This window comes from Rhodanobacter sp. FW510-R10 (assembly GCF_058781105.1).
The window spans coordinates 1,009,218-1,032,601 of the sequence record NZ_JBYSWL010000001.1; the positions used below are offsets into that span (position 1 = coordinate 1,009,218).

The 23,384-nt window shown below is 65.8% G+C and carries 19 protein-coding genes; 7 read left to right on the forward strand and 12 right to left on the reverse strand.

Translation table 11 applies throughout. The annotated features are described in order from the left end of the window. Window positions 1-300: 300 nt before the first annotated feature. The 3 genes from AC3WJB_RS04170 to polA all read right to left on the reverse strand — a co-directional run bounded on the left by AC3WJB_RS04170 (window position 301) and on the right by polA (window position 6,024). Window positions 301-2,559, reverse strand: coding sequence for a 3'-5' exonuclease (locus AC3WJB_RS04170; RefSeq protein ID WP_492679006.1), 2,259 nt, complete (start codon window positions 2,557-2,559; stop codon window positions 301-303). Between the two features lie 68 nt (window positions 2,560-2,627). Next, window positions 2,628-2,852, reverse strand: a complete 225-nt coding sequence (locus tag AC3WJB_RS04175; RefSeq protein ID WP_492679008.1) for a hypothetical protein — start codon at window positions 2,850-2,852, stop codon at window positions 2,628-2,630. A gap of 397 nt (window positions 2,853-3,249) precedes the next feature. Then, a complete protein-coding gene (gene polA / locus AC3WJB_RS04180) occupies window positions 3,250-6,024 on the reverse strand; it encodes a DNA polymerase I (RefSeq protein WP_492679010.1) in 2,775 nt (924 codons plus the stop codon). Between the two features lie 139 nt (window positions 6,025-6,163). Here polA and AC3WJB_RS04185 point away from each other — a divergent pair, with 139 nt between their 5' ends. Further along, complete coding sequence (locus AC3WJB_RS04185) at window positions 6,164-6,634, forward strand: DUF2782 domain-containing protein (RefSeq protein WP_492679012.1); 471 nt, start codon at window positions 6,164-6,166, stop codon at window positions 6,632-6,634. 60 nt (window positions 6,635-6,694) lie between these two features. On the opposite strand, the gene AC3WJB_RS04190 is transcribed toward AC3WJB_RS04185, so the two are convergent. From AC3WJB_RS04190 to AC3WJB_RS04230, 9 genes are all read right to left on the reverse strand, one after another. Continuing rightward, window positions 6,695-7,405, reverse strand: a complete 711-nt coding sequence (locus AC3WJB_RS04190; protein ID WP_492679014.1) for a glutathione S-transferase — start codon at window positions 7,403-7,405, stop codon at window positions 6,695-6,697. 87 nt (window positions 7,406-7,492) lie between these two features. Then, window positions 7,493-9,103 (reverse strand): bifunctional phosphoribosylaminoimidazolecarboxamide formyltransferase/IMP cyclohydrolase, encoded by a 1,611-nt coding sequence (purH, locus tag AC3WJB_RS04195; RefSeq protein WP_492679016.1) that lies wholly within the window; start codon window positions 9,101-9,103, stop codon window positions 7,493-7,495. Between the two features lie 11 nt (window positions 9,104-9,114). Further along, entirely contained in the window at window positions 9,115-9,423 is a 309-nt protein-coding gene (locus AC3WJB_RS04200) for a helix-turn-helix domain-containing protein (RefSeq protein WP_492679018.1), read from the reverse strand. Window positions 9,424-9,568: 145 nt separating this feature from the next. Then, the gene (locus AC3WJB_RS04205) at window positions 9,569-10,420 is read right to left on the reverse strand and encodes a zinc-ribbon and DUF3426 domain-containing protein (RefSeq protein WP_492679020.1); all 852 of its coding nucleotides are present in this window, start codon (window positions 10,418-10,420) and stop codon (window positions 9,569-9,571) included. A gap of 79 nt (window positions 10,421-10,499) precedes the next feature. Further along, window positions 10,500-11,429 (reverse strand): 50S ribosomal protein L11 methyltransferase, encoded by a 930-nt coding sequence (gene prmA, locus AC3WJB_RS04210; protein ID WP_492679022.1) that lies wholly within the window; start codon window positions 11,427-11,429, stop codon window positions 10,500-10,502. Between the two features lie 12 nt (window positions 11,430-11,441). Next, a complete protein-coding gene (gene accC / locus AC3WJB_RS04215) occupies window positions 11,442-12,809 on the reverse strand; it encodes an acetyl-CoA carboxylase biotin carboxylase subunit (RefSeq protein WP_492679024.1) in 1,368 nt (455 codons plus the stop codon). A gap of 105 nt (window positions 12,810-12,914) precedes the next feature. After that, window positions 12,915-13,376 (reverse strand): acetyl-CoA carboxylase biotin carboxyl carrier protein, encoded by a 462-nt coding sequence (accB, locus tag AC3WJB_RS04220; protein ID WP_492679026.1) that lies wholly within the window; start codon window positions 13,374-13,376, stop codon window positions 12,915-12,917. Between the two features lie 67 nt (window positions 13,377-13,443). Next, the gene (gene aroQ / locus AC3WJB_RS04225; RefSeq protein WP_492679028.1) at window positions 13,444-13,899 is read right to left on the reverse strand and encodes a type II 3-dehydroquinate dehydratase; all 456 of its coding nucleotides are present in this window, start codon (window positions 13,897-13,899) and stop codon (window positions 13,444-13,446) included. A gap of 135 nt (window positions 13,900-14,034) precedes the next feature. Continuing rightward, window positions 14,035-15,903 carry a protein-disulfide reductase DsbD family protein gene (locus AC3WJB_RS04230; RefSeq protein WP_492679030.1) on the reverse strand — a complete coding sequence of 623 codons (1,869 nt, stop codon included), beginning with the start codon at window positions 15,901-15,903 and terminating at the stop codon, window positions 14,035-14,037. A gap of 370 nt (window positions 15,904-16,273) precedes the next feature. Between AC3WJB_RS04230 and AC3WJB_RS04235 the strand changes: the two genes are divergently transcribed. The 6 genes from AC3WJB_RS04235 to kdpB all read left to right on the forward strand — a co-directional run bounded on the left by AC3WJB_RS04235 (window position 16,274) and on the right by kdpB (window position 23,261). Next, window positions 16,274-16,567, forward strand: a complete 294-nt coding sequence (locus tag AC3WJB_RS04235; RefSeq protein WP_492679032.1) for a co-chaperone GroES — start codon at window positions 16,274-16,276, stop codon at window positions 16,565-16,567. 118 nt (window positions 16,568-16,685) lie between these two features. After that, complete coding sequence (gene groL, locus AC3WJB_RS04240; RefSeq protein ID WP_492679035.1) at window positions 16,686-18,332, forward strand: chaperonin GroEL; 1,647 nt, start codon at window positions 16,686-16,688, stop codon at window positions 18,330-18,332. A gap of 165 nt (window positions 18,333-18,497) precedes the next feature. Then, window positions 18,498-19,175, forward strand: a complete 678-nt coding sequence (locus tag AC3WJB_RS04245) for a DUF1345 domain-containing protein (RefSeq protein WP_492679037.1) — start codon at window positions 18,498-18,500, stop codon at window positions 19,173-19,175. Window positions 19,176-19,383: 208 nt separating this feature from the next. Continuing rightward, a complete protein-coding gene (locus tag AC3WJB_RS04250; RefSeq protein WP_492679039.1) occupies window positions 19,384-19,488 on the forward strand; it encodes a potassium-transporting ATPase subunit F in 105 nt (34 codons plus the stop codon). Next, the gene (gene kdpA, locus AC3WJB_RS04255; RefSeq protein ID WP_492679041.1) at window positions 19,485-21,182 is read left to right on the forward strand and encodes a potassium-transporting ATPase subunit KdpA; all 1,698 of its coding nucleotides are present in this window, start codon (window positions 19,485-19,487) and stop codon (window positions 21,180-21,182) included. The genes AC3WJB_RS04250 and kdpA overlap by 4 nt, the downstream gene beginning before the upstream one ends. Before the next feature lie 15 nt (window positions 21,183-21,197). Further along, window positions 21,198-23,261 carry a potassium-transporting ATPase subunit KdpB gene (kdpB, locus tag AC3WJB_RS04260; RefSeq protein ID WP_492679043.1) on the forward strand — a complete coding sequence of 688 codons (2,064 nt, stop codon included), beginning with the start codon at window positions 21,198-21,200 and terminating at the stop codon, window positions 23,259-23,261. Window positions 23,262-23,384 lie beyond the last annotated feature (123 nt).

Sequence of the window (23,384 nt, forward strand, 5' to 3'; positions counted from 1 at the left end):
CGATGGAGAGTTGCGGCCCAGGGCGAGACGACAGAGGTGAGCCGTCATTTTTGAGTCTGGGTTGCACGCGGCAGCCATCCAGCCTTGCGTCGCAACGCCTTCGGTGTCGAGGCACGAATTTATTCCGGACAGCAGTGCGCTTGCGCGGGAATGACGACGAGGCAGTTTTTCGCGTGCTGGCGCGATGCTGCGGATGAGCCCAAGGCGGCCCCAAAACGTTCCGGACAGCAGTGCGCCTTCGCGGGGATGACGGTGGGGTAACGTCCAGGGTGAGTTGGAAGGGGTCCGGCGGTGTGGTCCCTAGAGCGCGGTCAGATTGGCGTAGGCGGCGACCAGCCATTTGCTGCCGGCGTCGGCAAAGTTCACCTGCAGGCGGGTGTGTGCACCACTGCCCTCGGCGCTCACCACCACGCCTTCGCCAAAGCTGGGATGGCTGACCCGCTGGCCGAGCCTCACCGGCAAGGATTCTTCGAGTGCACTGGTATCCGGGCGATACCCGTCGCCCGCATAGGCCGGTCGCGTGACGTGGATGCGCGGACGGATTTCGTCGATCAACCCGGCAGGAATCTCGCGCAGGAAGCGCGAGGGATAAGCGAGCATTTCGGTGCCGTGCATGCGTCGCGACTCGGCATGGCTCACGTAGAGTTTTTCCCGCGCGCGGGTGATGCCGACATAGGCCAGGCGCCGCTCCTCCTCCAGCCGGCCTTCGTCGTCCACCGACCGCTGGCTGGGAAACAGGCCTTCTTCCATGCCGACCAGGAACACCACGCGAAACTCCAGGCCCTTGGCCGAGTGCAGTGTCATCAATTGCACGCAGTCGTCGCCGGCCTCGCCCTGGCGTTCCCCGGATTCCAGCGCGGCGTGGGCAAGGAAGGCGGAAAGCTCATCCAGCCCGGCCTCCAGGTCCTCAGCGGTACGCTCGAAGCGCGCGGCCACGTTGATCAGTTCGTCGAGGTTCTCGACCCGGGTCTCGGCATGTCCACGCGCATCGCGTTCGAAATACTCGCGCAGCCCGGCTTGCGTGATGGCGTGCTCGACCTGCTCGGGCAGGGTGAGCGGTGTGGCAGCACGCAGGACAGGTGCCGCGGTGGTGGCCGATTCCGCCCCGCCTGGCGCCGCCGGTGTGTCCGGCGTCGCCTGAAACGCCTGGTGCATGCTTTCAATGAGGTCGCGGAAAGCTTGCGCGGCATGCTTGGCGCGGCCGCCCAGTTCGCTGCCGCGTGCGAGCTCGATACCCGCCGCGTCCCACAACGACGTGCCGTCGCCGCGTGCGCGGCGGCGCAGAATGTCGAGCGTGCGCTCGCCCATGCCACGCGGTGGCGTATTGACCACGCGCTCGAAGGCGACGTCGTCCTGGCGGTTGGCGGCCAGGCGGAGGTAGGCCAGCGCGTCCTTGATTTCCGCGCGCTCGAAGAAGCGCTGCCCACCGTAGACGCGGTAGGCGATATTGCGCTGGACCAGTTGCTCCTCGAAGTTGCGGGATTGCGCGTTCGAGCGGTACAGGATCGCGCAATCGCTGGCACGCCCATCCTCGGCCATGAATTCGTGGATGCGCTGGATGACGAAACGCGCCTCGTCCTGCTCGTTGTAGGCGGTATACAGCGCGATGCGCTCGCCGTGCGCGCCAGCCGTCCACAGACGCTTGACGAGCCGGCTGCCGTTGTGGGCAATGACGGCGTTGGCGGCGGTGAGGATGGTGGAGGTGCTGCGGTAGTTCTGCTCCAGCTTGATCGTGCGTACATCCGGGAAATCGCGCAGGAAGCGCGCCATGTTCTCCACTTTGGCGCCGCGCCAACCGTAGATGGACTGGTCGTCGTCGCCGACTGCAAAGACGTTGCCGGTGCTGCCGGCCAGCACCCGGATCCACGCATACTGCAAGGTATTGGTGTCCTGGAACTCGTCGATCAACAGCTGCCGCCAGCGCTGCTGGTAATGCTCAAGCACGGCTGGGTTTTTCAGCCAGAGCTCCTGGGCGCGCAGCAGCAGCTCGCCGAAGTCGACCAGGCCGCTGCGCTGGCAGGCCTCCTCGTAGGCCTGGTAGATGCGGCCCAGGGTTTGCTGGCTCGGGTGGTCGCGATGCTCGATGCTGCCTGCCCGCTTGCCTTCGTCTTTCCAGGCGTTGATTTGCCAGGTGGCCTGGCGGTGCGGGTACTTGGCCTCGTCCAGCCCAAGGCTGGCGATCACCCGCTTGACCAGGCGCAGCTGGTCCTCGCTGTCGAGGATCTGGAAGTCTTCCGGCAGCCCGGCCTCGCGCCAATGCTGGCGCAACAGCCGGTGCGCAATGCCGTGGAAGGTGCCGATGGTCAGGCCCTGGATACCCCCGGGAGTCAGCGCGCCAAGCCGGTGGCGCATTTCGCCGGCCGCCTTGTTGGTGAAGGTCACGGCGAGCACGGCCCAGGGCGGCACGTCCTCGGCCTGGGTCAACCAGCCGATGCGGTGGGCCAGCACGCGGGTCTTGCCGGAGCCGGCGCCGGCCAGGATGAGATAGTGCCCGCGTGGCGCACACACCGCCTCGCGCTGCGCAGCGTTGAGCGAGTCGAGCAAATAGGTGACATCCATGCCTCATTGTAGTTGCTGTGTGCGGACGTCACCTTTGCATGCAGCAGCGTTGCGCGGCGCGGGGATCTTCAGCTGCGCTTGCGGCTGGCGAAGCCGCCAATCAGGAGCGCGCCACCGACGACGATGCCGCCAATACCCAGCCACTCGGGTATCGCCTTGTCGTGCGTGGCCTCGATCTTGGCCGGGCCCAGCTGCGCCACGGTATCGGTATCGCGGTAGGTACCGTTGCCAAAGGTGACCCAGATGCCTGCGAGCAGCAGGATGATGCCAGCGATGATCAGTCCCAGGCGCATGCGCGACTCCTTGGTGCGGGTGTCCAGAAGTATGTGCAGGTGTAAGTGCACGTGAAGTGGACGTGGGGTAAAAAAAAGCCCCGAAGACCAGGGGAAGTCTTCGGGGCCGGGGCCGGGCGCGATACCCAGGGGAGGAGGTTCGCGTCCGTGGGCTGCCCTCGGGGAGAGAGTCAGCCAGGGATGCCATTGCGTGCATCCGCTGAGTAAGAACACGGCACGCAGGGAAAGTTTCAACGGCGAGCAAAAGATTTTTGCCGGGATGCCTTCATGCCGATTTAATGTTTGTTCCCCGGCAGCCGCAAAGCCTTGCTGCAGGCTGATTGGCGTCCAGCGCGGGCTGGCGTATGTGATTTCTGGCGGCGCACCAGCGTACTGACGGTTTTCTTCCCGTTCAGCTTCAATGGGCTTCGTCCCAGTTCGCCCCCGTGCCGACCCCGACTTCCAGCGGCACGGCAAGCTTGGCGGCCCCAGACATCCGTTCGACGACCGCGGTGCGGACCGTCGCCACGGCTTCGGCACGTACTTCGAACACCAACTCGTCGTGGACCTGCATCAGCATGTGCGCGTCGTCGCGCCCGCCCAGCCAGGCATCGACCTGGATCATGGCGCGCTTGATGATGTCTGCGGCCGTACCTTGCATGGGACCATTGACTGCCGCGCGTTCGGCGCCCTGGCGCAGCGCGTGATTGCGCGAGGTGAGGTTTTCCAGGTACAGGCGGCGGCCAAACAAGGTTTGCACGTAGCCGTCGCGATGCGCCTGGGCACGCGTGTTCTCCATGAACGCCTGTACGCCTGGGTAGCGCGCGAAATAGCGCGCCATGTAGTCGGCTGCCTCGCCGCGATCCACGCCCAGGGCGCGCGCCAGCCCGAATGCGCTCATGCCGTACATCAGCCCGAAGTTGATCGCCTTGGCTGCCCGACGCTGGTTGGGAGTGACGGCCGCGGGCGCCACGCCAAACACTTCGGCGGCCGTGGCGCGATGGATGTCGGCGTGCTCGTGGAATGCACGCAGCAGGCCTTCGTCGCCGGAGAGGTGCGCCATGATGCGCAGCTCGACTTGCGAGTAATCCGCGGCCAGCACGACCCAGCCTGGCGGTGCGATGAAGGCCTGGCGGATCCGTCGCCCTTCCTCGGTGCGCACTGGGATGTTCTGCAGATTGGGATCCGTGGAGGACAGCCGGCCAGTGGCGACCGCACCCTGGTGGTAGCTGGTGTGCACGCGGCCCGTGCGCGGGTTGACCATGCTGGAGAGCTTGTCGGTGTAGGTCGAGCGCAATTTGGCCAGCGCGCGATAATCCAGGATCACCCGCGGCAGCTCGTGCAGGTCGGCAATCGCCTCGAGTGCTTCCTCGTTGGTTGAGGGTTGGCCGGTTGGCGTCTTGCGTATGGCCTGGAGGCCCAGTTCATCGAACAAAATCGCCTGCAGTTGTCGGGGCGAATCCAGGTTGAACTCGCGCCCGGCCAGAGCCTGGGCCTGCGCCTGCAGCTCGAGCATGCGTTTTCCCAGTTGCTGGCTTTGCCGGCGCAAGGCGTCGCCGTCGATGAGCACGCCACGCCGCTCCATCCCGGCCAACACTGGCACCAGCGGCATCTCGATCTCGGTGTACACCTGCTGCAGTGCCGGGGTGTGCTGCAGTTGCGGCCACAGCGCGGTATGCAGGCGCAAGGTCACGTCGGCATCCTCGGCCGCGTAACGACACGCAGTGTCCAGGTCGACTTGCGAAAACGGAATCTGCCTGCTGCCCTTGCCGGCGACCTCGACGTACTTGACCGTCTCATAGCCCAGGTATTTCCTGGCCAGCGAGTCCATGTCGTGACGCGTGGCGGTCGCGTTCAGCACATAGGACTCCAGCATGGAATCGTGCTGCACGCCGCGCACCTGGATGCCGCATTGGGCGAGGATGTTGATGTCGTATTTCGCATTCTGGCCGAGCTTGGCGCGCTGTGGATCTTCCAGCAGCGGACGCAGCGCACCGAGCACGACATCGCGGTCGAGCTGTGGTGGCGCCCCGGGGTAGTCGTGGGCCAACGGTATGTAGCAGGCGACGCCAGGTTCGACCGAGAAACTCATGCCGACCAGGTCAGCGCGCATGGCGTCGAGACTGGTGGTCTCGGTATCGAAGGCGACCAGCTTGGCGCCGCGCAGGCGCTGTAGCCAAGCGTCGAGCTGGGTCGGGGTGGTCACCAACTGGTAGCGGCCGGCGGCGGACAGATCGGCCGGCGCTGTCGTGCCTGGCGCTGCGCTGCCGGCGTCGGCCTCGGTGGCGTGCGGGTCGGGCACGTGCTCGCGCGCATGGGCTGGTTCCGGTGCGCCTGGGCCGGTGGTGGCCGCTGCATCGAGTTCCTTCAGCGCATTCTTGAATTCGTACCGCGTGTACAGCGTGCGCAGCAGGTCGGTGTCGGGCGGGCGTCGAGTCAGGTCGGTCGGCTGCAGGGACAGCGGCACATCGGTCTTGATCGTGGCCAGCGTGCGCGACAACGACAACTGCGGCAGGGCAGCACGCAGGTAGTCGCCGACTTTGCCGCCGATCTGCCCGGCGTGCGCAATCACCCCGTCCAGGCTGCCGTATTCAGCCAGCCACTTGGCCGCGGTCTTCGGCCCGCATTTGGGGACCCCGGGAATGTTGTCGCTGCTGTCCCCGGTGAGGGTCAGGAAATCGATGATCTGGTCGGGGCGCACGCCAAACTTCTGCATCACGCCAGCCTCGTCCAGCGTGGTGTTGTACATGGTGTTGACCAGGGAGACGCGCGGCGTGACCAGTTGCGCGAGATCCTTGTCGCTGGTTGAGATCACCACCTCGATGCCGAGCGCCTGGGCTTGCGTGGCCAATGTGCCGATGACGTCGTCAGCCTCCACGCCTGCCTCACAGAGGATCGGGAAGCCGAGCGCGCCAACCACATCCAGCATCGGCTGGATCTGCGCGCGCAACTCGTCCGGCATTGGCGGGCGCGTCGCCTTGTAATCGGCATACAACGCGTGGCGAAAGGTCGGCCCCGGTGCATCGCACACGAAGGCCAGATAGTTGGCCTTGGCCTGCAGGGTTGCGCGCAACATGCCAACCACGCCGTACAAGGCGCCGGTTGGTTCGCCCAGTGAATTGCTCAGCGGCGGTAGCGCGTGAAACGCCCGGTACAGGTAGGACGAACCGTCGACGAGAATCAGCTTGGACATGCCGGCTACCGGTGGCGAGGGGTGCAGGCCGCGCGACCCACTCCGGGGATGACATTCTCGCATGCGCGCCAAGTGGAAGCTTTACGCTGCCGCCGCAGGCCCACTGCTATGCTTCCCGCATCCGGTCGAGGTTGCCGTCATGAAAACCGCTCGCTTGCTGCTGGCCATGGGATTGGGTTGCTCGCTCCTGCATGTGGCAGCCATTGCCGCGCCTCAGGCATCGCCGCCAGGCCCGGCCCTGCCGCCGCCGGCCTTGCATGATCCCGGCGTACGCGGGTCGGCGCCGGCCGCGAGCAGCGTCGGCTCACCGATGGCACCGCCTTCGGTCGCCTTGCCCTCGATGCGCGACGACGATAGTGCCCGCGACGAGGCGGCGCCCCAGGTGACAATCCGGCAGCGTGGCGACGACAGCGTGCAGGAATACTGGCGCGCCGGCCAGCTGTACATGGTGGTGGTGACGCCGAAGAACGGCGTGCCCTACAGCTACATGCTCGATGCGCAGGGCCGCTGGGTCGATGAGCATGGGCAAAAGCCGGTGCGCCCGGTGATGTACAAGATTCTGGAATGGGGCAAGAGCCGGCCGGCGACGGCGCGTTCCAGCGGGGGCTAGTCGCCGGTCGCTGGCGTGGAAGTTCGCGCGGCGTGACCGATCGTACCGCGCCCCATGGCCTCAGGCCGGGTCGTCCAACTCGTCGTAGTGGCGGAAAATGCCGTTCTCGTTGAACGCGCAGCGTCGCGGCGACGCCAGGTACGCAGCGATGTTTGGCCGCCCGGCGACGCGCTCGCACAAGGCACGCAGCTGCGGCAGCTCGCCCTGCAGGCGGCGCATGGCGCGGGGAAACGCGTATTCCAGGCCGGCCATCATCTGGAACAACGACAGGTCGACGTAGCTGTGCGTGTGCAGTGCGTGGTGTCCACCGCCACGCTCGAGTACCTGTTCGAAATAGCCGAGGAACTTGGGCAGACGGTTCTTGCGCAGGTCGGCCGCGCGGCGGCGCGCCTCGCTTTTCTGGTCCTCGTAGTACAGGCTGCCGGCAATCGGGTGGTGGCTGTCATGCACCTCCGCGACCAGATCGGCGATCGTCAGTTGCAGTTGCTGCGCGTAGATGCGCCGGCTTTCGCTGTCCGGGACCAGGCCAAGCTGCGGCCCGAGATACTGCAGGATGTTTGCCGTCTGCGCGATGACCAGCGCGCCGGCCTTCAAGAACGGCGGGGCAAACGGCAGGGGGCCAGGACGGTCCCCGTCCAGGAACGGCATGATCGCGTCGTCGCCCTGTTCGCATGCGACGTCGGTGTAGGCTGCGCCGGCGTCTTCCAGCGCCAGGCGGATAAACTCCCCACGGCCCTGGACGCCGCTCCAGTAATACAGTGCGTAATGCATGGTTGCCTCCACAGGTAAGGATCCGACGCCGCTTGGCAACGCACGCCCATTGCCATCAGCCCGGTACCCTCCAGTTCCTGCGGCTTGCTAATGGCGGAAGTGGCGCATGCCGGTGAAGACCATGGCCATGCCGTGTTCATCGGCGGCGGCAATCACCTCGGCATCGCGCATCGAGCCCCCGGGCTGGATCACGGCACTGATGCCGGCCGCAGCTGCCGCGTCAATGCTGTCGCGGAACGGAAAGAACGCATCGCTCGCCATCACCGAACCGCACACTTCGAGTTTTTCGTCGGCAGCCTTGATGCCGGCGATCTTCGCGCTGTACACGCGGCTCATCTGGCCGGCGCCGATACCGATGGTCTGGCGGTTCCTGGCGTAGACGATGGCGTTCGATTTCACGTACTTCACCACCTTCCAAGCGAAGATCAGGTCGTCGATCTGTGCCGGCGTCGGCGCTAGCTTCGTCACCACCTTCAGGTCGGCGGCCTTGACCATGCCGGTGTCGGCGGTCTGCACCAGGAGGCCCGAACCGACGCGTTTGAGGTTGATGCCCGGATGCGTGGCAGCCATGCCGGTGTCGGCTGGCAGCGGGATTTTCAGCACGCGGACATTGCCTTTCTTCGTGAACGCATGCAGCGCCTCCGCAGCATAGGCTGGCGCCAGCACCACCTCGACGAACTGACGCGTCACGATCGCCTCTGCCGTGGCGCCGTCCAACTCGCGGTTGAACGCGATGATGCCACCGAAGGCCGACATGGGATCGGTCTGCCAGGCGAGGTCGTAGGCCTGGCCGATGCCGTCCAGGCTGACCGCCACGCCACAAGGATTGGCGTGCTTCACGATCACGCAGGCAGGCTTGACGAAGCTGCGCACGCATTCCCAGGCGGCGTCGGCGTCGGCGATGTTGTTGAACGAGAGTTCCTTGCCCTGCAGTTGCCGGAACGTGGCCAGCGCGCCCGGCGCCGGATGCAGGTCGCGGTAGAAGGCGGCCTGCTGGTGCGGGTTCTCGCCGTAGCGCAAGTCCATCAACTTCACGCCATGGAAGTTGGCCTGCTCCGGGAAGACTGCGTGGCCGACGATGCTCTTGTGCGCAGCATCGAGCTGCAAGCCGCTGAGGTAATCGCTGATCGCACCGTCGTAGTTCGCCACGTCGTTGAACGCCGCGACCGCGAGTCTGAAGCGGGTGGTGCGACTGAGGCCACCCTGCTGCTCGATCTCGGCCAGCGCGCTCGTGTACTGGCCAGGCGAGGTGAGCACGCCCACGTCGTTCCAGTTCTTCGCCGCCGAGCGCAGCATCGCTGGACCGCCAATATCGATATTCTCGATCGCGTCCTCCAGCGTGCAATCGGGCCTGGCCACCGTCGCCTCGAACGGATACAGGTTCACCACCAGCAGGTCGATCGGCTGGATGCCGTGCTTGGCCATGACCGCGTCGTCGGTCCCGCGGCGGCCAAGCAGGGCGCCGTGCACATTGGGGTGCAGGGTCTTGACCCGGCCGTCCATCATTTCCGGAAAGCCGGTGACCGCGTCGACGTCGGTCACCGCAATCCCCGCTGCACGCAGGGTTCGCGCCGTGCCGCCAGTGGACAGCAGCTCCACGCCGAGCGCCGCGAGCCGGCGACCAAGGTCGACCAGGCCGCTTTTGTCGGAAACACTGATGAGGGCGCGACGCACCGGTACGGGAGAGGGGCTGGACATGGTGGGGATTTCTAGATCAGGCCGTGCAGGGTCAGCTTTTTGTGCAGCGTGGCGCGGTTGATACCGAGCACATCGGCGGTGCGGCTCTGGTTGCCGTCGTGGAAGGCCATTGCCTCGCGCAGCATGGCAACCTCGAGCTCGCGCAATACCAATGCGTACAGGCCTTCGCTGCAGGCGGTGTCGCCCATGTCGATGAGGTAGCGTCGCACCGTACGTTCCACGCATTCGGCCAAGGCACTTTGCGTGCCCTCGGATTGTGGCAATGCGGCGGGCTTGCTGGCCGCCCGGCGGGCAGACGATCTGACGCTGTTGGTGGGCATTGTTCCCTCGGTAGTGCGTGGCGGTACGGGCGTATCGGCAGCCCACGGGTAACGCCAAGCGTGTCTCCTTACCGCCGAATCGTCGCGAGCAGCGATGCTGGCGTAAGCCGTCAAGTCTACCCTCGCGGGCGGACAAAATTAAGCCTTATTCGAAACCCAATTCGAATTCCACCGCGCGATCGCCGGGATCGGCGACCTCGAGCATCAGCACGCTGCTTTCGCCGGGCCCCAGGCCCCGTTGCAAGGCCCGCGTATCGTCCTGGTACTCGCGCGGACGCAACCGGCGCATGGCCAGGCGCTTGCCTTGGGCGTCGGAGAGGCTCACGGCGAGCACCGGGTAGGGTTGTGCGAACGCCGCGGTATTCCTGATCCGGGCGCTGATCAGCAATGCACGCGTCGTGCCGGGATAGTCCTGTACGTTGCTGTCGACCACCTGCAATCGCTCGGGTGCGGCGACCAGGGGCAGCGTGCAGTGCAAGGCAGAGCAGCCCGCGCGCAGCCAGTGGCCGGTCACGGGCTGGGTGATCAGGAATTCGCGCTCGGCCCAAGCCACCTGGCCCGTGAGCAGCAGCAACAGGATGACGCACGCCGCAGTCCACCAACCGCGGTGTGGGCTGGGTCGGCGCAGATGCCGATACGAGAGTGGCTTGCGCTGGCGTCTGGCGGTCCTCGACGCGCGCGGCGTGAACACCAATTGTGAGAAATCCTCGTGCGCCGCGCTGGCCTGGGGAACTGCGGGCAGCGGGATTTCGAGTGCCGGGAGCGCGGGCGGCGTGGGTTGCGGTTGCTGGACCAGCGCTTCGAGTATGACCGGACATGCGGCTGCCGCATGGCTTTCCAGCCGCGTAAAGGGGCCGCCCGGCAAGCTCTCCGCAAGCGTGGCCAGCGCGTTGAATCGCGTGCCACAGCAGGCGCACAGCAGTTCGCCGCGCGACTGCCCCAACGTCACGGCGTTCAAGGCAAATACCGAAAGGCATTCGGGGCATTGGGTATACATGGGCGGAGCCTCGCGCAATCCCCCGCAGTGTAGCGACGCCTTCGCCCAAGCGCCGCCGGCGGCAGCCGCGGCTGCCGGGTCAGCGCCGCCGGTGGCCGCTGATGCGCACCCAGCCGTCGCGCGTCGTTGCCTGCAGGGCGTCGAACCAGGTCGCATAACGCTCCAGCAGTTCCGCTTCCTGTCCTGCCAGGATGCCGGAAATCGCGAATGCGGCACCGGGGCGGCTGGCCTCGGCAAAGGTCGGCGCCAATGTGGCGAGTGGCCCGGCGAGGATATTCGCCACCAGCACGTCTGCAGGTGTGCATTGCCCTTCTGTGGCCAGGCGCAGGCTCAGGCGCTCGGCCACGGCGTTGCGTCGTGCGTTGTCGGCAGAAGCCAGCAGGGCTTGCGGGTCGTTGTCGATCCCCTGGGCGCGTGCGGCGCCAAGCTTGAGCGCGGCAATGGCGAGCACGCCGGAGCCGCAGCCGTAATCGATGACCGAGCGTCCGGCCAGTTCCAGGCCATCGAGCCATTCCAGGCACAGGGCCGTGGTGGGGTGAGTACCGCTGCCGAAGGCGAGGCCCGGGTCGAGGCGGACCACCACGGGCGCGGCCGACGGGCCATTGCCGCCTGGCGTCGCGTCGATCGCGGGCGGCTCGATGTTCCAGGGATAGATCCACAGGCGGCGCCCGAACGACATCGGCCGGAACTGGTCCATCCACGCCCGTTCCCAATCCTGGTCGGCCACCTCGCTGAACTGCAATTTCGATGGATCGAACCATGGCAACGCGTGGCCGAGCGCCACGGCCAGGGTCTCGCGTTCGGTCTGCGCCGGGAACAGCGCGCTCAGGACGCTGCTGTGCCAAGTGGGCAGTTCGCCGACGCCGGGCTCGAAGATGGCCTGCTCGTCCGGGGTGTCCACGTTGGCGTCGCGCAGGGTGAGCGACAACGCGCCCGCCGCGCTCAGCACTTCTTCGGCGCCGGCCTGTTGCTCGGGGCGGATGACCAGGGACAGTTCGAGGAACGGCATGGCGTTGGCCGGTCACTCGCCGGAGGAGAAGCTTTCCTTCTGCTCGGCGATGCGCTTTTCCAGGTAATGGTTGTTTTGCTGGCCATGCTGGAAGCCGACATCGGCCATGATCCGCTGCTGCAGCGGGATATTGCACTTGATGCCCTCGATCACCGTCTCGGCCAGTGCCAGCTGCATGCGTGCGATAGCGGTCGAGCGGTCCGGTCCGTGCACGATGATCTTGCCGATCATCGAGTCGTAGTTGGGCGGGATGCGATAGCCGTCATACAGGTGCGTGTCCACGCGGACGCCGGGGCCGCCCGGAGCCTCGAAGCGCTTCACGACGCCTGGGCTGGGGATGAACGTGTCCGGATCCTCGGCGTTGATGCGGCATTCGATGGCGTGGCCAGTGATCTTGATGTCCTCCTGGCGCAGCGAGAGCTTTTCGCCGGCGGCAATCAGCAACTGTTCGCGGACCAGGTCGGTGCCCGTGATCAGTTCGGTGATCGGATGCTCGACCTGGATGCGCGTGTTCATCTCGATGAAATAGAAGTGGCCGTCCTGGTAGAGGAACTCGAACGTGCCGGCGCTGCGGTAGCCGAGGCGCAGGCAGGCATCGACGCACACCTTGCCGATCGCGGCGCGTTGCTCGGGGTTGATCCCTGGCGCCGGCGCCTCCTCCACCACCTTTTGCTGGCGACGCTGCATGGAGCAATCGCGCTCGGCCAGGTAGATCGCATTGCCCTGGCCGTCGGCCAGTACCTGGATTTCCACGTGGCGCGGGTTTTCCAGGTATTTCTCGAGATAGACCTGGTCGTTGCCAAACGCGGCCTTGGCTTCGGCCTTGGTCAGGATCACCGCGTTGGCCAGGTGCGCCTCGGTGCGCACCACGCGCATGCCGCGGCCACCACCGCCACCGGACGCCTTGATCAGCACCGGATAGCCGATGTCGCGGGCAATGCGGACGTTCTCTTCGGGGTCGTCGCCGAGAGGGCCGCCGGAGCCTGGTACGCAGGGTACCCCGGCGGCCTGCATGGTGCGGATGGCCTGCACCTTGTCGCCCATCATGCGGATGACGTCGGGACCGGGGCCAACAAAGATGAAGCCGCTCTGCTCCACCTGCTCGGCGAAATCGGCGCGTTCGGCCAGGAAGCCGTAGCCGGGATGGATCGCATTGGCGTCGGTGATTTCCGCGGCGGCAATGATGCGCGGGATGTTCAGGTAGCTCTCCGCTGCCGGCGCTGGGCCGATGCAGATCGACTCGTCGGCCAGGCCCACGTGTTTGAGGTTGCGATCCACGGTGGAATGCACCGCGACCGTCTTGATGCCCAGGCTGTGGCAGGCACGCAGGATGCGCAGGGCGATTTCGCCGCGATTGGCGATGACGACTTTATCTAGCATGGGACTTCAGACTCGGCTTGGTGACTCGACGCTGCACTGGATGCAGGGAGCGGTGGAACCAGTCGTAGCATGTGCGCCGCGATTGGTCGGGCGACCGCCAGGGCCTCAACCAATCACGAACATCGGTTCGTCGAATTCCACGGGTTGGCCGTTCTCGACCAGGATGGCCTTGATCGTGCCCGCCACCTCGGCATCGATCTGGTTGAACATTTTCATGGCTTCAATGACGCCCAGCGTGTCGCCCACCTTGACCTGCTGGCCGACGCTGGCGAACGCAGCCCCTCCCGGCGTGGCCGAGGTGTAGAAGGTGCCGACCATCGGCGCCTTGACCACGTGTCCGGCCGGCAGCGCGTCGGCTGTCGGAGCGACTACCGTGGACGCAGCGGCGGGGATCGGCACGACCGCCGGTGGCGGCGCAACGGTGGCCGGCGCGGGCGTGCTCGGTGCAGCGCGGTTTTGCGGCACGCGGGATAGGCGCACCACTTCCTCGCCTTCCTTGATTTCAAGTTCTGCGAGGTTGGATTCCTCCAACAGGTCGATCAATTTCTTGATTTTGCGCAAATCCATGGGTTCAGCCTTTGGTCGATTGCGCCGTTGCGGCAGGCGCGTAAGAGCGGAGGGAAGACCGGCAGCGTCAAGCCGCTACCGGCCGGGCCTGCAAGCGGTGTATGGCAGCGTCCAGCGCCAGGCGATAGCTGTCGGCGCCAAAGCCGGCGATTACGCCGACTGCAATGGCGGCCAGGAAGGAATGGTGGCGGAAGGCCTCACGCGCGTGCACGTTCGACAGGTGCACCTCGATGAACGGGATGCTGACGCCGGCGAGGGCGTCACGCAGGGCAATGCTGGTGTGCGTGAACGCGGCGGCATTGATCACGATGAAGGCCGTGCCGTCCGCCTGGGCCTGCTGCACGCGGTCGACCAGCTCGTGCTCGGCGTTGGACTGGAAACAGGTCACCTCGTGGCCAGCGGCCGCGCCTTGGGCGCGCAGCCGCTGGTTGATCTCCTCCAGCGTATCGGCGCCGTACACCGTGGGCTCGCGGGTACCGAGCAGGTTCAGGTTGGGGCCGTGCAACACCAGGATGTTTGCCACGTGTACGTCCGCCGCTGATTGGGAAGCCAAGACCGCGGGAGTGTGCGCGCAGTTGACCTCATTGTCCAGTTGCTGCCTGTTCGCCGATGATGGCAGTAGATTGCCGCACTTGCGGCGGCCACTTCGAATCGAGGCTCAGCGCACGGCCGCAGCCGTCAAGGCTTTTTCCACCAAGGCCGAGGTGAGCACGGTCGACAACTGCCGGCCCGGACCGCCGTCTGCGGGGAACACCACATACAAGGGCACGCCCGGTGAATGGTATTGCGCCAGGAACTTGCCGATGGTCGGATCGACATTGGTCCAGTCGCCTTGCATGTAGACCGTGCCGGTGCGCTCGAGCAGGTCGTGGAAGTCCTGCGTATCCAATACCGCGTGTTCGTTGACCTTGCAGGTGACGCACCAGTCGGCGGTGATGTCGACGAACACCGGAGCATGGGCGGCGCGCAAGGCCGCAAGCTTTTGCGGGCTGTAGGCGACGCTGCCGGCGGCAACCGGCGACTGCGCCGGCTGCGTCGACAGCTGGGCCAGCAGGTAGACCGGGGCCAGGGTGAGGACGGCCAGGGCCGCAACCAAGACCTTGCTGGCACCGCCACGCGTACGGCTGTGCTCGAACCACCACAAGGTCATGGCCAGCAGCACCATGGCCACCAGGACCAGTCCGACGGCGTCGGCGCCACGTTGCTTGGCCAGTACCCAGACCAGCCATGCGGCGGTGAGGTACATGGGGAAGGCCAGCACCTGTTTCAGGGTTTCCATCCAGCGTCCGGGCCGCGGCAACAGCCGGGCCAGGGCCGGCACCAGGCCAATGACCAGGAAAGGCAGCGCCAGCCCGACCCCCAGGGCCAGGAACACCAGCAAGGCCGGGAACATCGGTGCGGCAAAGGCATAGGCCAGCGCCACGCCCATGAATGGCGCGGTGCAGGGGCTGGCGACCACCACGGCAAGCACACCAGTGAAGAAGTCGCCGCTCGCGCCGGAGCGCGAGGCCAAGGCGCTGCCGGTGTTGCCAAGCCGCTGGCCGAATTGCACCACACCGGACAGGGACAAGCCGACCGCCAACATGACCAAGGCCAGTACGCCGACCACCAGCGGTTGCTGCAACTGGGAGCCCCAACCCAGGCTGTGTCCCGCCGCGCGCAGGGCCAGGATGGTCAAGCCGAGTACCGCGAAGCTGGACAGGACGCCCGCGCTGTAGAGCCAGGCATGGCGGCGTGCACTGCGGTCATCGCGGCCGCTTTCCAGCACGCCCACGGCCTTGATCGACAGCACCGGCAGGACGCATGGCATCAGGTTCAGGATCAAGCCACCGCCCAGTGCCAACAGCAGCGCGGAAAGGAGCCCAAGCGAAAGCGGATGTTCGGGGACCAGGCCCGCCGGCGGCGGCTCGACGGCGGCTGACGTCATGCCCTGGCTGGCGGATCCGGCAGATGGCGATGAGGGGGCGTCCGCAGGAGATGGCGATGCCACGCCACCGGCCGCCGCACCCGATGCCGCACTGAGACCGCCGAAGCCGGGTGGCTCCTGGCCAGGGAGGACCTGGGCGACGCCGGCAGGCAGCAGCAAGTCGAGCTGCTCGGTATGCGGCGGATAGCAGATTTTGGGATCGACCTCATGGCAGCCCTGGTATTGCACCGCCAGCTTGAGCCGGGTAGTGCCGGGTGCCACGGCGTAGGGCACGCTTGCGCTGACGTCGTGATGGTAGGTCTCGACGTCACCCAGGTACGGATCGTGCGACTTGACGCCGGCCGGCAATTGCAGCGTGCCCAGGCTGAGGCCGTCGCCAGCCTTGAGCTCGATGCGACCCCGGTACATGTAGTAGTCCGGCGCGATGGTCCAATGCAGGTGCAGCAGGTTGGGCGAGCTGGTGTCGGCGCTCAGCTTGAACGCCTCGGTGACCGGGAGCAGGTTGTCGGCATCCTGGGCCTGGAGCGCAGGCGCACCGAGCTGCAGGCCCAGTACCAGCAGGCCCAGTGCGACAGTTCGGCAGATGGCAGGCAAACGCATGGCGACTCCGGCGGAGGGTTCCGCGTATCGTCCATCTATTATGGCCCAGCCTTGAGATGTTGCCCGGGGCCGCGACGTTTCATCCGTGGATCCTGGTACGCGAACGTCATCCGAGCGTGCCCACGCTATCCGCGGCGGGACCCGCGTGGAGCGTCCTGGATGGAGCGCATCGACGCCGTCCCGCGCCGCGCGAGGCGGCCCTTGAAAGTGGGCCGGGGCCCCCCAATAACTCTCACGATCCCGGAATGAACGCGCTTGCATCGGCGTTTTGCCTCGCTAGAATTGGCACTCACCACCGTGGAGTGCTAGCAACGCGGCAATCCAGGTATTGAATCGTTTGTTCCACCTCAATCGCAATCGGGAGTCACCCATGAGCAAAATGCGTCCGTTGCACGATCGTGTCATCGTCAAGCGCCTGGAAGAGGAGCGTGTCTCCGCCGGCGGCATCGTCATTCCCGACAGCGCCACGGAAAAGCCGACGCGCGGCAAGGTCATCGCCGCCGGTACCGGCTTGATCCAGAGCGATGGGAAGGTCCGTCCCATGTCCCTGAAAGAGGGTGACGTCGTGCTGTTCGGCAAATATGCCGGCCAGGAAATCAAGATCGATGGCGAGGATCTGGTCTTCCTGAAGGAGGACGACATCGTGGCGGTGATCGAGGGGTAAGGGCGGGGCTGACTGATCGAGCGCGAAAAGCGCGCACCCAGTCGCCTGCGGCTCGTTTCCGCAGCACTTTGCAAAGACGAAATCCATTCCTATTTAAAATTTTTGAGGCAAAAATTTTATGGCAGCCAAAGAAGTACGTTTCGGCGAAGACGCCCGCGCACGCATCCTCAAGGGCGTGAACACGCTGGCCAATGCAGTCAAGGTCACGCTCGGCCCAAAGGGCCGCAACGTCGTGCTCGAGAAGAGCTTCGGCGCTCCCACGATCACCAAGGACGGCGTGTCCGTCGCCAAGGAGATCGAGCTGGCCGACCGCTACGAGAACATGGGCGCGCAGATCGTCAAGGAAGCCGCCTCCAAGACCTCCGACAACGCCGGTGACGGCACCACCACGGCCACCGTGCTGGCGCAGTCGTTCATCCGCGAAGGCCTGAAGGCCGTTGCCGCCGGCATCAACCCGATGGACCTGAAGCGTGGCATCGACAAGGCCGTAACCACGGCCGTCGGCGAGCTGAAGAAGCTGTCCAAGCCGACCGCGGACGACAAGGCCATTGCCCAGGTCGGCACGATTTCGGCCAATGCCGATGCTGATATTGGCGACCTGATCGCCAAGGCGATGAAGAAGGTCGGCAAGGAAGGCGTGATCACCGTGGAAGAGGGTTCCGGCCTGGACAACGAGCTGGACGTGGTCGAGGGCATGCAGTTCGATCGCGGCTACCTCAGCCCGTACTTCATCAACAACCAGGCCAGCCAGCAGGTCGAATTGGATGACCCATACATTCTTATCCACGACAAGAAGATCTCCAATGTGCGCGACCTGCTGCCGGTACTGGAAGCCGTCGCCAAGGCCAGCAAGCCGCTGCTGATCGTCGCCGAGGAAGTCGAGGGCGAGGCCCTGGCGACCCTGGTCGTCAACACCATCCGCGGCATCGTCAAGGTCGCCGCCGTGAAGGCGCCGGGCTTTGGCGACCGCCGCAAGGCGATCCTGGAAGACATCGCCAAGCTGACCAATGGCCAGGTTGTGTCCGAGGAAGTGGGTCTGTCCCTGGAGAAGGCTGCAGTCGCCGATCTTGGCCGTGCCAAGCGCGTCATCATCACCAAGGAAAACACCACCATCATCGATGGCGCCGGCGATGCCGGCGAGATCCAGGCGCGCATCAAGCAGATCAAGGCGCAGATCGAGGAGACCTCCTCGGACTACGATCGCGAGAAGCTGCAGGAGCGCGTGGCCAAGCTGGCCGGTGGCGTGGCGGTGATCAAGGTCGGCGCCGCGACCGAGGTGGAAATGAAAGAGAAGAAGGCCCGCGTCGAAGACGCTCTGCATGCCACGCGTGCGGCAGTCGAGGAAGGCGTGGTCCCCGGCGGCGGCGTGGCCCTGATCCGTGCGCTGAAGGCCCTGGAAGGCCTGACCGGCGACAACCCGGACCAAAACCTCGGCATCGCCGTGACGCGGCGCGCACTGGAGTCTCCGCTGCGCGAGATCGTGTTCAACGCCGGCGAGGAACCGTCCGTCATCGTCAACCGCGTCAAGGAAGGCAAGGGCAGCTTTGGCTACAACGCGGCCACGGGCGAGTTTGGCGACATGGTGGAAATGGGCATCCTGGATCCGACCAAGGTGACGCGCTCGGCGTTGCAGTACGCCGCATCGGTTGCCGGCCTGGCGATCCTGACCGAGGCCGTCGTTGCCGAACTGCCGAAGAAGGAAGAGCACAGCCACGGCGGCGCCCCGGGTGGCGGCATGGGTGGCATGGGCGGCATGGACTTCTGAGCTCCGGCACTACGTTCCATACCACAGGAAAAACCCCGCTTCGGCGGGGTTTTTTCGTTGCTTCCCGGCCGTACGCGCTATCGTGGCCGGCATTCGGCTGTCGCACGCAAATCCCACGACCGGCGCGGTTGCCACCGCGTCGACCAGCCACAGAAGAGTGCTGCCATGATCCCGACCACAGATCGCCCGCGTGACCAGTGGCTGGCCCGGTACTGGCATGACTTGCGGCGACACCTGCGCTTCAGCGCCTGTGCGGCGCTGTTTCTGCTGCTGACCGCGGCGTTGATCGCACTGGGCGTGAAGCCGGACCGGGGTGTCCTGCTGTCGTTCGATGTCGCTGCCGTGATCTTCTTGATCGCCACCGCCGCCATGTTCACGCATGCGGATACCCGCCTGATCCGTCACCGGGCCCGCAAGGAAGATGAGGGTTACTGGGGCTTTCTGCTCAGCAGCGCAGCGGTGGCGATCGTTGCATTGCTTGCGCTGGCGGCTGAATTGCACACGACCAGACAGGCGGGTGGACTGCAGATCGCGCTGGCGGTGGGCAGCCTGATCCTGGCGTGGTTGTTCATGAACACGATGTTTGCGCTGCACTATGCCCACGAGTTCTACGGCGACTACGGAGTCAAACACGCCGGGCTGGATTTCCCAGGCAAGACCGATCCGGATTACTGGGATTTCGTATATTTCGCGTTCGTGATCGGCATGACCTTCCAGGTGTCCGATGTGCAGATCAACGCGCGGGTCATCCGGCGGGTGGTTCTGGTGCAGAGCGTCCTGGCTTTCTTCTTCAACGTCATTGTCATCGCCCTCAGCGTCAACATCGTGGCAGGCCAGACTTGACGCGGCTGATCATGGCGCCCCGCCTTGATGCCGTCTTGATGCGCAGCGGGGCAATCCCTGCACCTCCTTGATGGCCACATGCTTACGCTTCGCTGTGCCAATTGAAGGGCGGAGCGGGCGATGGACGTCATCTACATCCCGCTGATCCTCGGCTTCGGCTGGGCGATGATCGGCTTGATTCAGACCTGCCGGCGGCTGGGGCGGCGTCATGAGCGCTGAACCAGCCTGGATCCATCTGCTGGCGGGCTTCCTGGCCTGTGCTTTGTTCGCGTATCTGTTGTACGCGCTGATCGACGCGGAGCACCTGGAATGAACGCCAATCCCTGGTTCCAGGTTGCGCTGTTCCTGGCCGTTCTAATGGCGCTGGCATGGCCGCTGGGGCGCTGGATCGACGGCGTGCTCGACGGCCGTTTCGCCGCCCGCTGGCGCTGGATGAACGCGACCGAGCGGGGCCTGCTGCGCCTGGTCGGAAGCGACGCCAACGAGGACATGCCGTGGTGGCGTTACGCCGGCGCGATCGTGGTGTTCAACGTCGTCGGCCTGGTCGCCGTCTATGCCCTGCAGCGCGTGCAGGGCTGGCTGCCGCTGGACCCCGCGCAGCTGGGCGCGGTGGCGCCGGATTCCGCTTTCGATACCGCGGTTTCGTTCGTCACCAATACCGATTGGCAGGGCTACGCCGGCGAGTCGACGATGAGTCACCTGACCCAGATGCTGGCGCTGGCGGTGCAGAATTTCCTGTCCACCGCGACCGGCATCGTGGTGGCGATCGCCTTGGTCCGCGGCCTCGCCCACAGTGGCGCGAAGCATCTCGGCAACGCGTGGTGCGACCTGATGCGGACCACGTTGTGGATCCTGTTGCCGCTGTCGTTCGCATTTGCCTTGATTCTGGTGAACCAGGGCGTGCCGCAGAATTTCGCCGCGCCGGTGGCGGTGCACACGCTGCAGGGCGCGCAACAAACCATTCCGCTGGGTCCGGTCGCCTCACAGGAAGCGATCAAGCTGCTTGGCACCAATGGTGGTGGCTTTTTCAATGCCAACTCGGCGCACCCGTTCGAGAACCCCAACGGCCTGAGCAATTTCCTGGAGATGCTGGCCATCCTGCTGATTCCGGCCGCGCTGGTATTCACGTTCGGACGCATGGTCGGCGACCGGCGGCAAGGCGTCGCCGTGCTGGCGGCGATGAGCCTGCTGTTCCTCGCGCTGTATGCGGTAGGCGTGCACTGGCAGGCGCAGCCGAATCCCGCGCTGGCGCATCTTGGCGTCACGGGACCAAACATGGAAGGTATCGAGACGCGCTTCGGCACGGTCGCGTCGATGTTGTTTGCCACGGTGACTACGGCAGCCAGCTGCGGTGCGGTCAACGCGATGCACGATAGCCTGATGCCGCTGGCCGGCGGCGTGCCCATGTTCATGATGCAGCTCGGCGAGGTCGTGTTTGGCGGCGTCGGTTCGGGCCTGTACGGCATGCTGATCTTCGCCATCCTCGCGGTGTTCATTGCCGGCCTGATGATCGGCAGGACGCCGGAATACCTGGGCAAGAAGATCGGCATCTTCGAGATGAAGATGACCGCCATCGTGATCCTCGCGGTGCCGGTCCTGGTGCTCGTGGGCAGCGCGCTGGCGGTGATGGTGCAGGCGGGGCGCGCGGGCATGCTCAATCCGGGCGCACACGGCTTCTCCGAAGTCCTGTACGCATTCACCTCGGCCGCGAACAACAACGGTTCGGCGTTCGCCGGCCTTTCCGCCAACACCCCGTTCTACAACGTGATGCTCGCCATCGTGATGTGGTTTGGACGCTTCCTGACCATCGTGCCGGTACTGGCGCTGGCCGGCAGCCTCGCCGCCAAGCCGCGGCTCGCGGTGTCATCCGGCAGCATGCCGACCCATGGCCTGCTGTTCGTGGTGCTGCTGATCGGCGCGGTGCTGCTGGTCGGCGCGCTCAACTACATCCCGGCCCTGGTGCTGGGGCCGATCGCCGAGCACCTGATGCTGTTTGGCGCGCATTGATCCGGAGCCACGACCATGACGGAACCATCCGCCGCGCATCCCCTGTTCACCTCGGCGCTGCTCAAACCCGCGTTGGCCGATTCGTTGCGGCGGCTGCAGCCTCGGGCGCAGTGGCGCAACCCGGTGATGTTCGTGGTGTGGGTCGGCAGCGTACTGACCACCCTGCTTGGATTCGTCGCGCTGAGGGGTCACACCGCACCCGACCCGACTTTCGTCTTTGCGGTGGCGGCGTGGCTGTGGTTGACGGTGTGGTTCGCCAATCTCGCCGAGGCGCTCGCGGAAGGGCGGGGCAAGGCCCAGGCCGCGGCGTTGCGGGCGGCGAAGCAGCGCGTGTACGCCAAGGTTTTGCAGCAACCGCACTTCGGCGCCTCATGGTTGCCGGTGCCCAGCGACGAGCTGATCCGCGACAGGGTGGTACTGGTCGAAGCCGGCGATGCCGTGCCCGCCGACGGCGAGGTGATCGAAGGCATGGCGAGCGTCGACGAATCGGCGATCACCGGCGAATCCGCGCCGGTGATCCGCGAATCCGGCGGCGACCGTTCGGCCGTCACCGGTGGTACCCGCGTGCTCTCGGACTGGATCGTGGTGCGCATCACCGCGAGGCCGGGCGAGGCCTTCCTCGACCGCATGATCGCGATGGTTGAGGGTGCCAGGCGGTCACGCACACCCAACGAAATCGCGCTGACCATCCTGCTGGTGGCGCTGACGCTGGTGTTCCTGGTGGTGTGCGCGACGCTGCTGCCGTTCTCCATCTACAGCGCGCAGGCGGCCGGTGGCGCCGCGGTGCCTGTGGTCGTGCTGGTGGCACTGCTGGTGTGCCTGATTCCGACCACGATCGGCGCGCTGCTCTCCGCGATCGGCATTGCCGGCATGAGCCGGATGCTGCGCGCCAACGTGATGGCGACCTCGGGCCGCGCGGTGGAGGCTGCGGGTGACGTGGACGTGCTGCTGCTGGACAAGACCGGCACCATCACGCTCGGCAATCGCCACGCCGCGGCTTTTCATCCGGCGCCTGGTGTCGACGAACGCGAACTGGCCGCTGCCGCGCAGCTGGCGTCGCTGGCAGACGAAACACCGGAGGGCCGTTCCATCGTGGTCCTGGCCAAACAGCAATACGCCCTGCGCGAACACCCGTTGCACGACGTCGGATTCGTGGCGTTCTCGGCGCGCTCGCGCATGAGCGGCGTCGATGCGGGTGGGCGCCACATCCGCAAGGGTGCCGTCGACGCGGTCGCGGCGTTCGTCGCGAACGCCGGCGGACGGATGCCGCAAGCCGTGCGGGCCAGTGCCGAATCGATCGCGCGGGCGGGCGGCACGCCGCTGGTGGTCGCGGATGGCGTGCACGTGCTCGGGGTGATCGAGCTCAAGGACATCGTCAAGGGCGGCATTCGCGAGCGCTTCGCCGAATTGCGCCGCATGGGTATCAAGACGGTGATGATTACCGGCGACAACCGCCTCACCGCCGCGACGATCGCCGCCGAAGCGGGCGTGGACGATTTCCTCGCCGAGGCCACGCCCGAAGACAAATTGGCCTTGATCCGCCGCCACCAGGCCGAAGGACACCTGGTGGCGATGACCGGCGACGGCACCAACGACGCGCCGGCACTGGCCCAGGCCGACGTGGCGGTGGCGATGAACAGCGGCACGCCGGCGGCCAAGGAAGCCGGCAACATGGTCGACCTCGACAGCAACCCGACCAAGCTGCTGGAAATCGTGGAAGTCGGCAAGCAGATGTTGATGACGCGCGGCGCGCTGACCACCTTCAGCATCGCCAACGACGTCGCCAAGTATTTCGCGATCATCCCGGCGGCGTTCGCGGGCACCTATCCGCAGCTTGCGGTCCTGGACGTGATGCATCTGCATTCGCCCGAATCGGCCATCCTGTCGGCGGTGATCTTCAATGCGCTGATCATCGTGCTGCTGATCCCGCTGGCGCTGAAGGGCGTGGCCTGGCGCGCGCGGCCTGCAGCCGAACTGTTGCGGCGCAACCTGCTGATCTACGGCCTCGGCGGATTGCTCGCGCCCTTCGCTGGCATCAAGCTGATCGACCTGCTGCTGACCGCGCTGCACCTGGGCTGAGGCGCATCGATGACAGCGCCCCGACTCCTGCTGTTGTGCTTCGGGCTGACCGGCTCCGGCACGGCCGTGGCCGACCCGTCCGTCAACGGCATTACACCGGCAGCACGCGCGGCACGGATTACC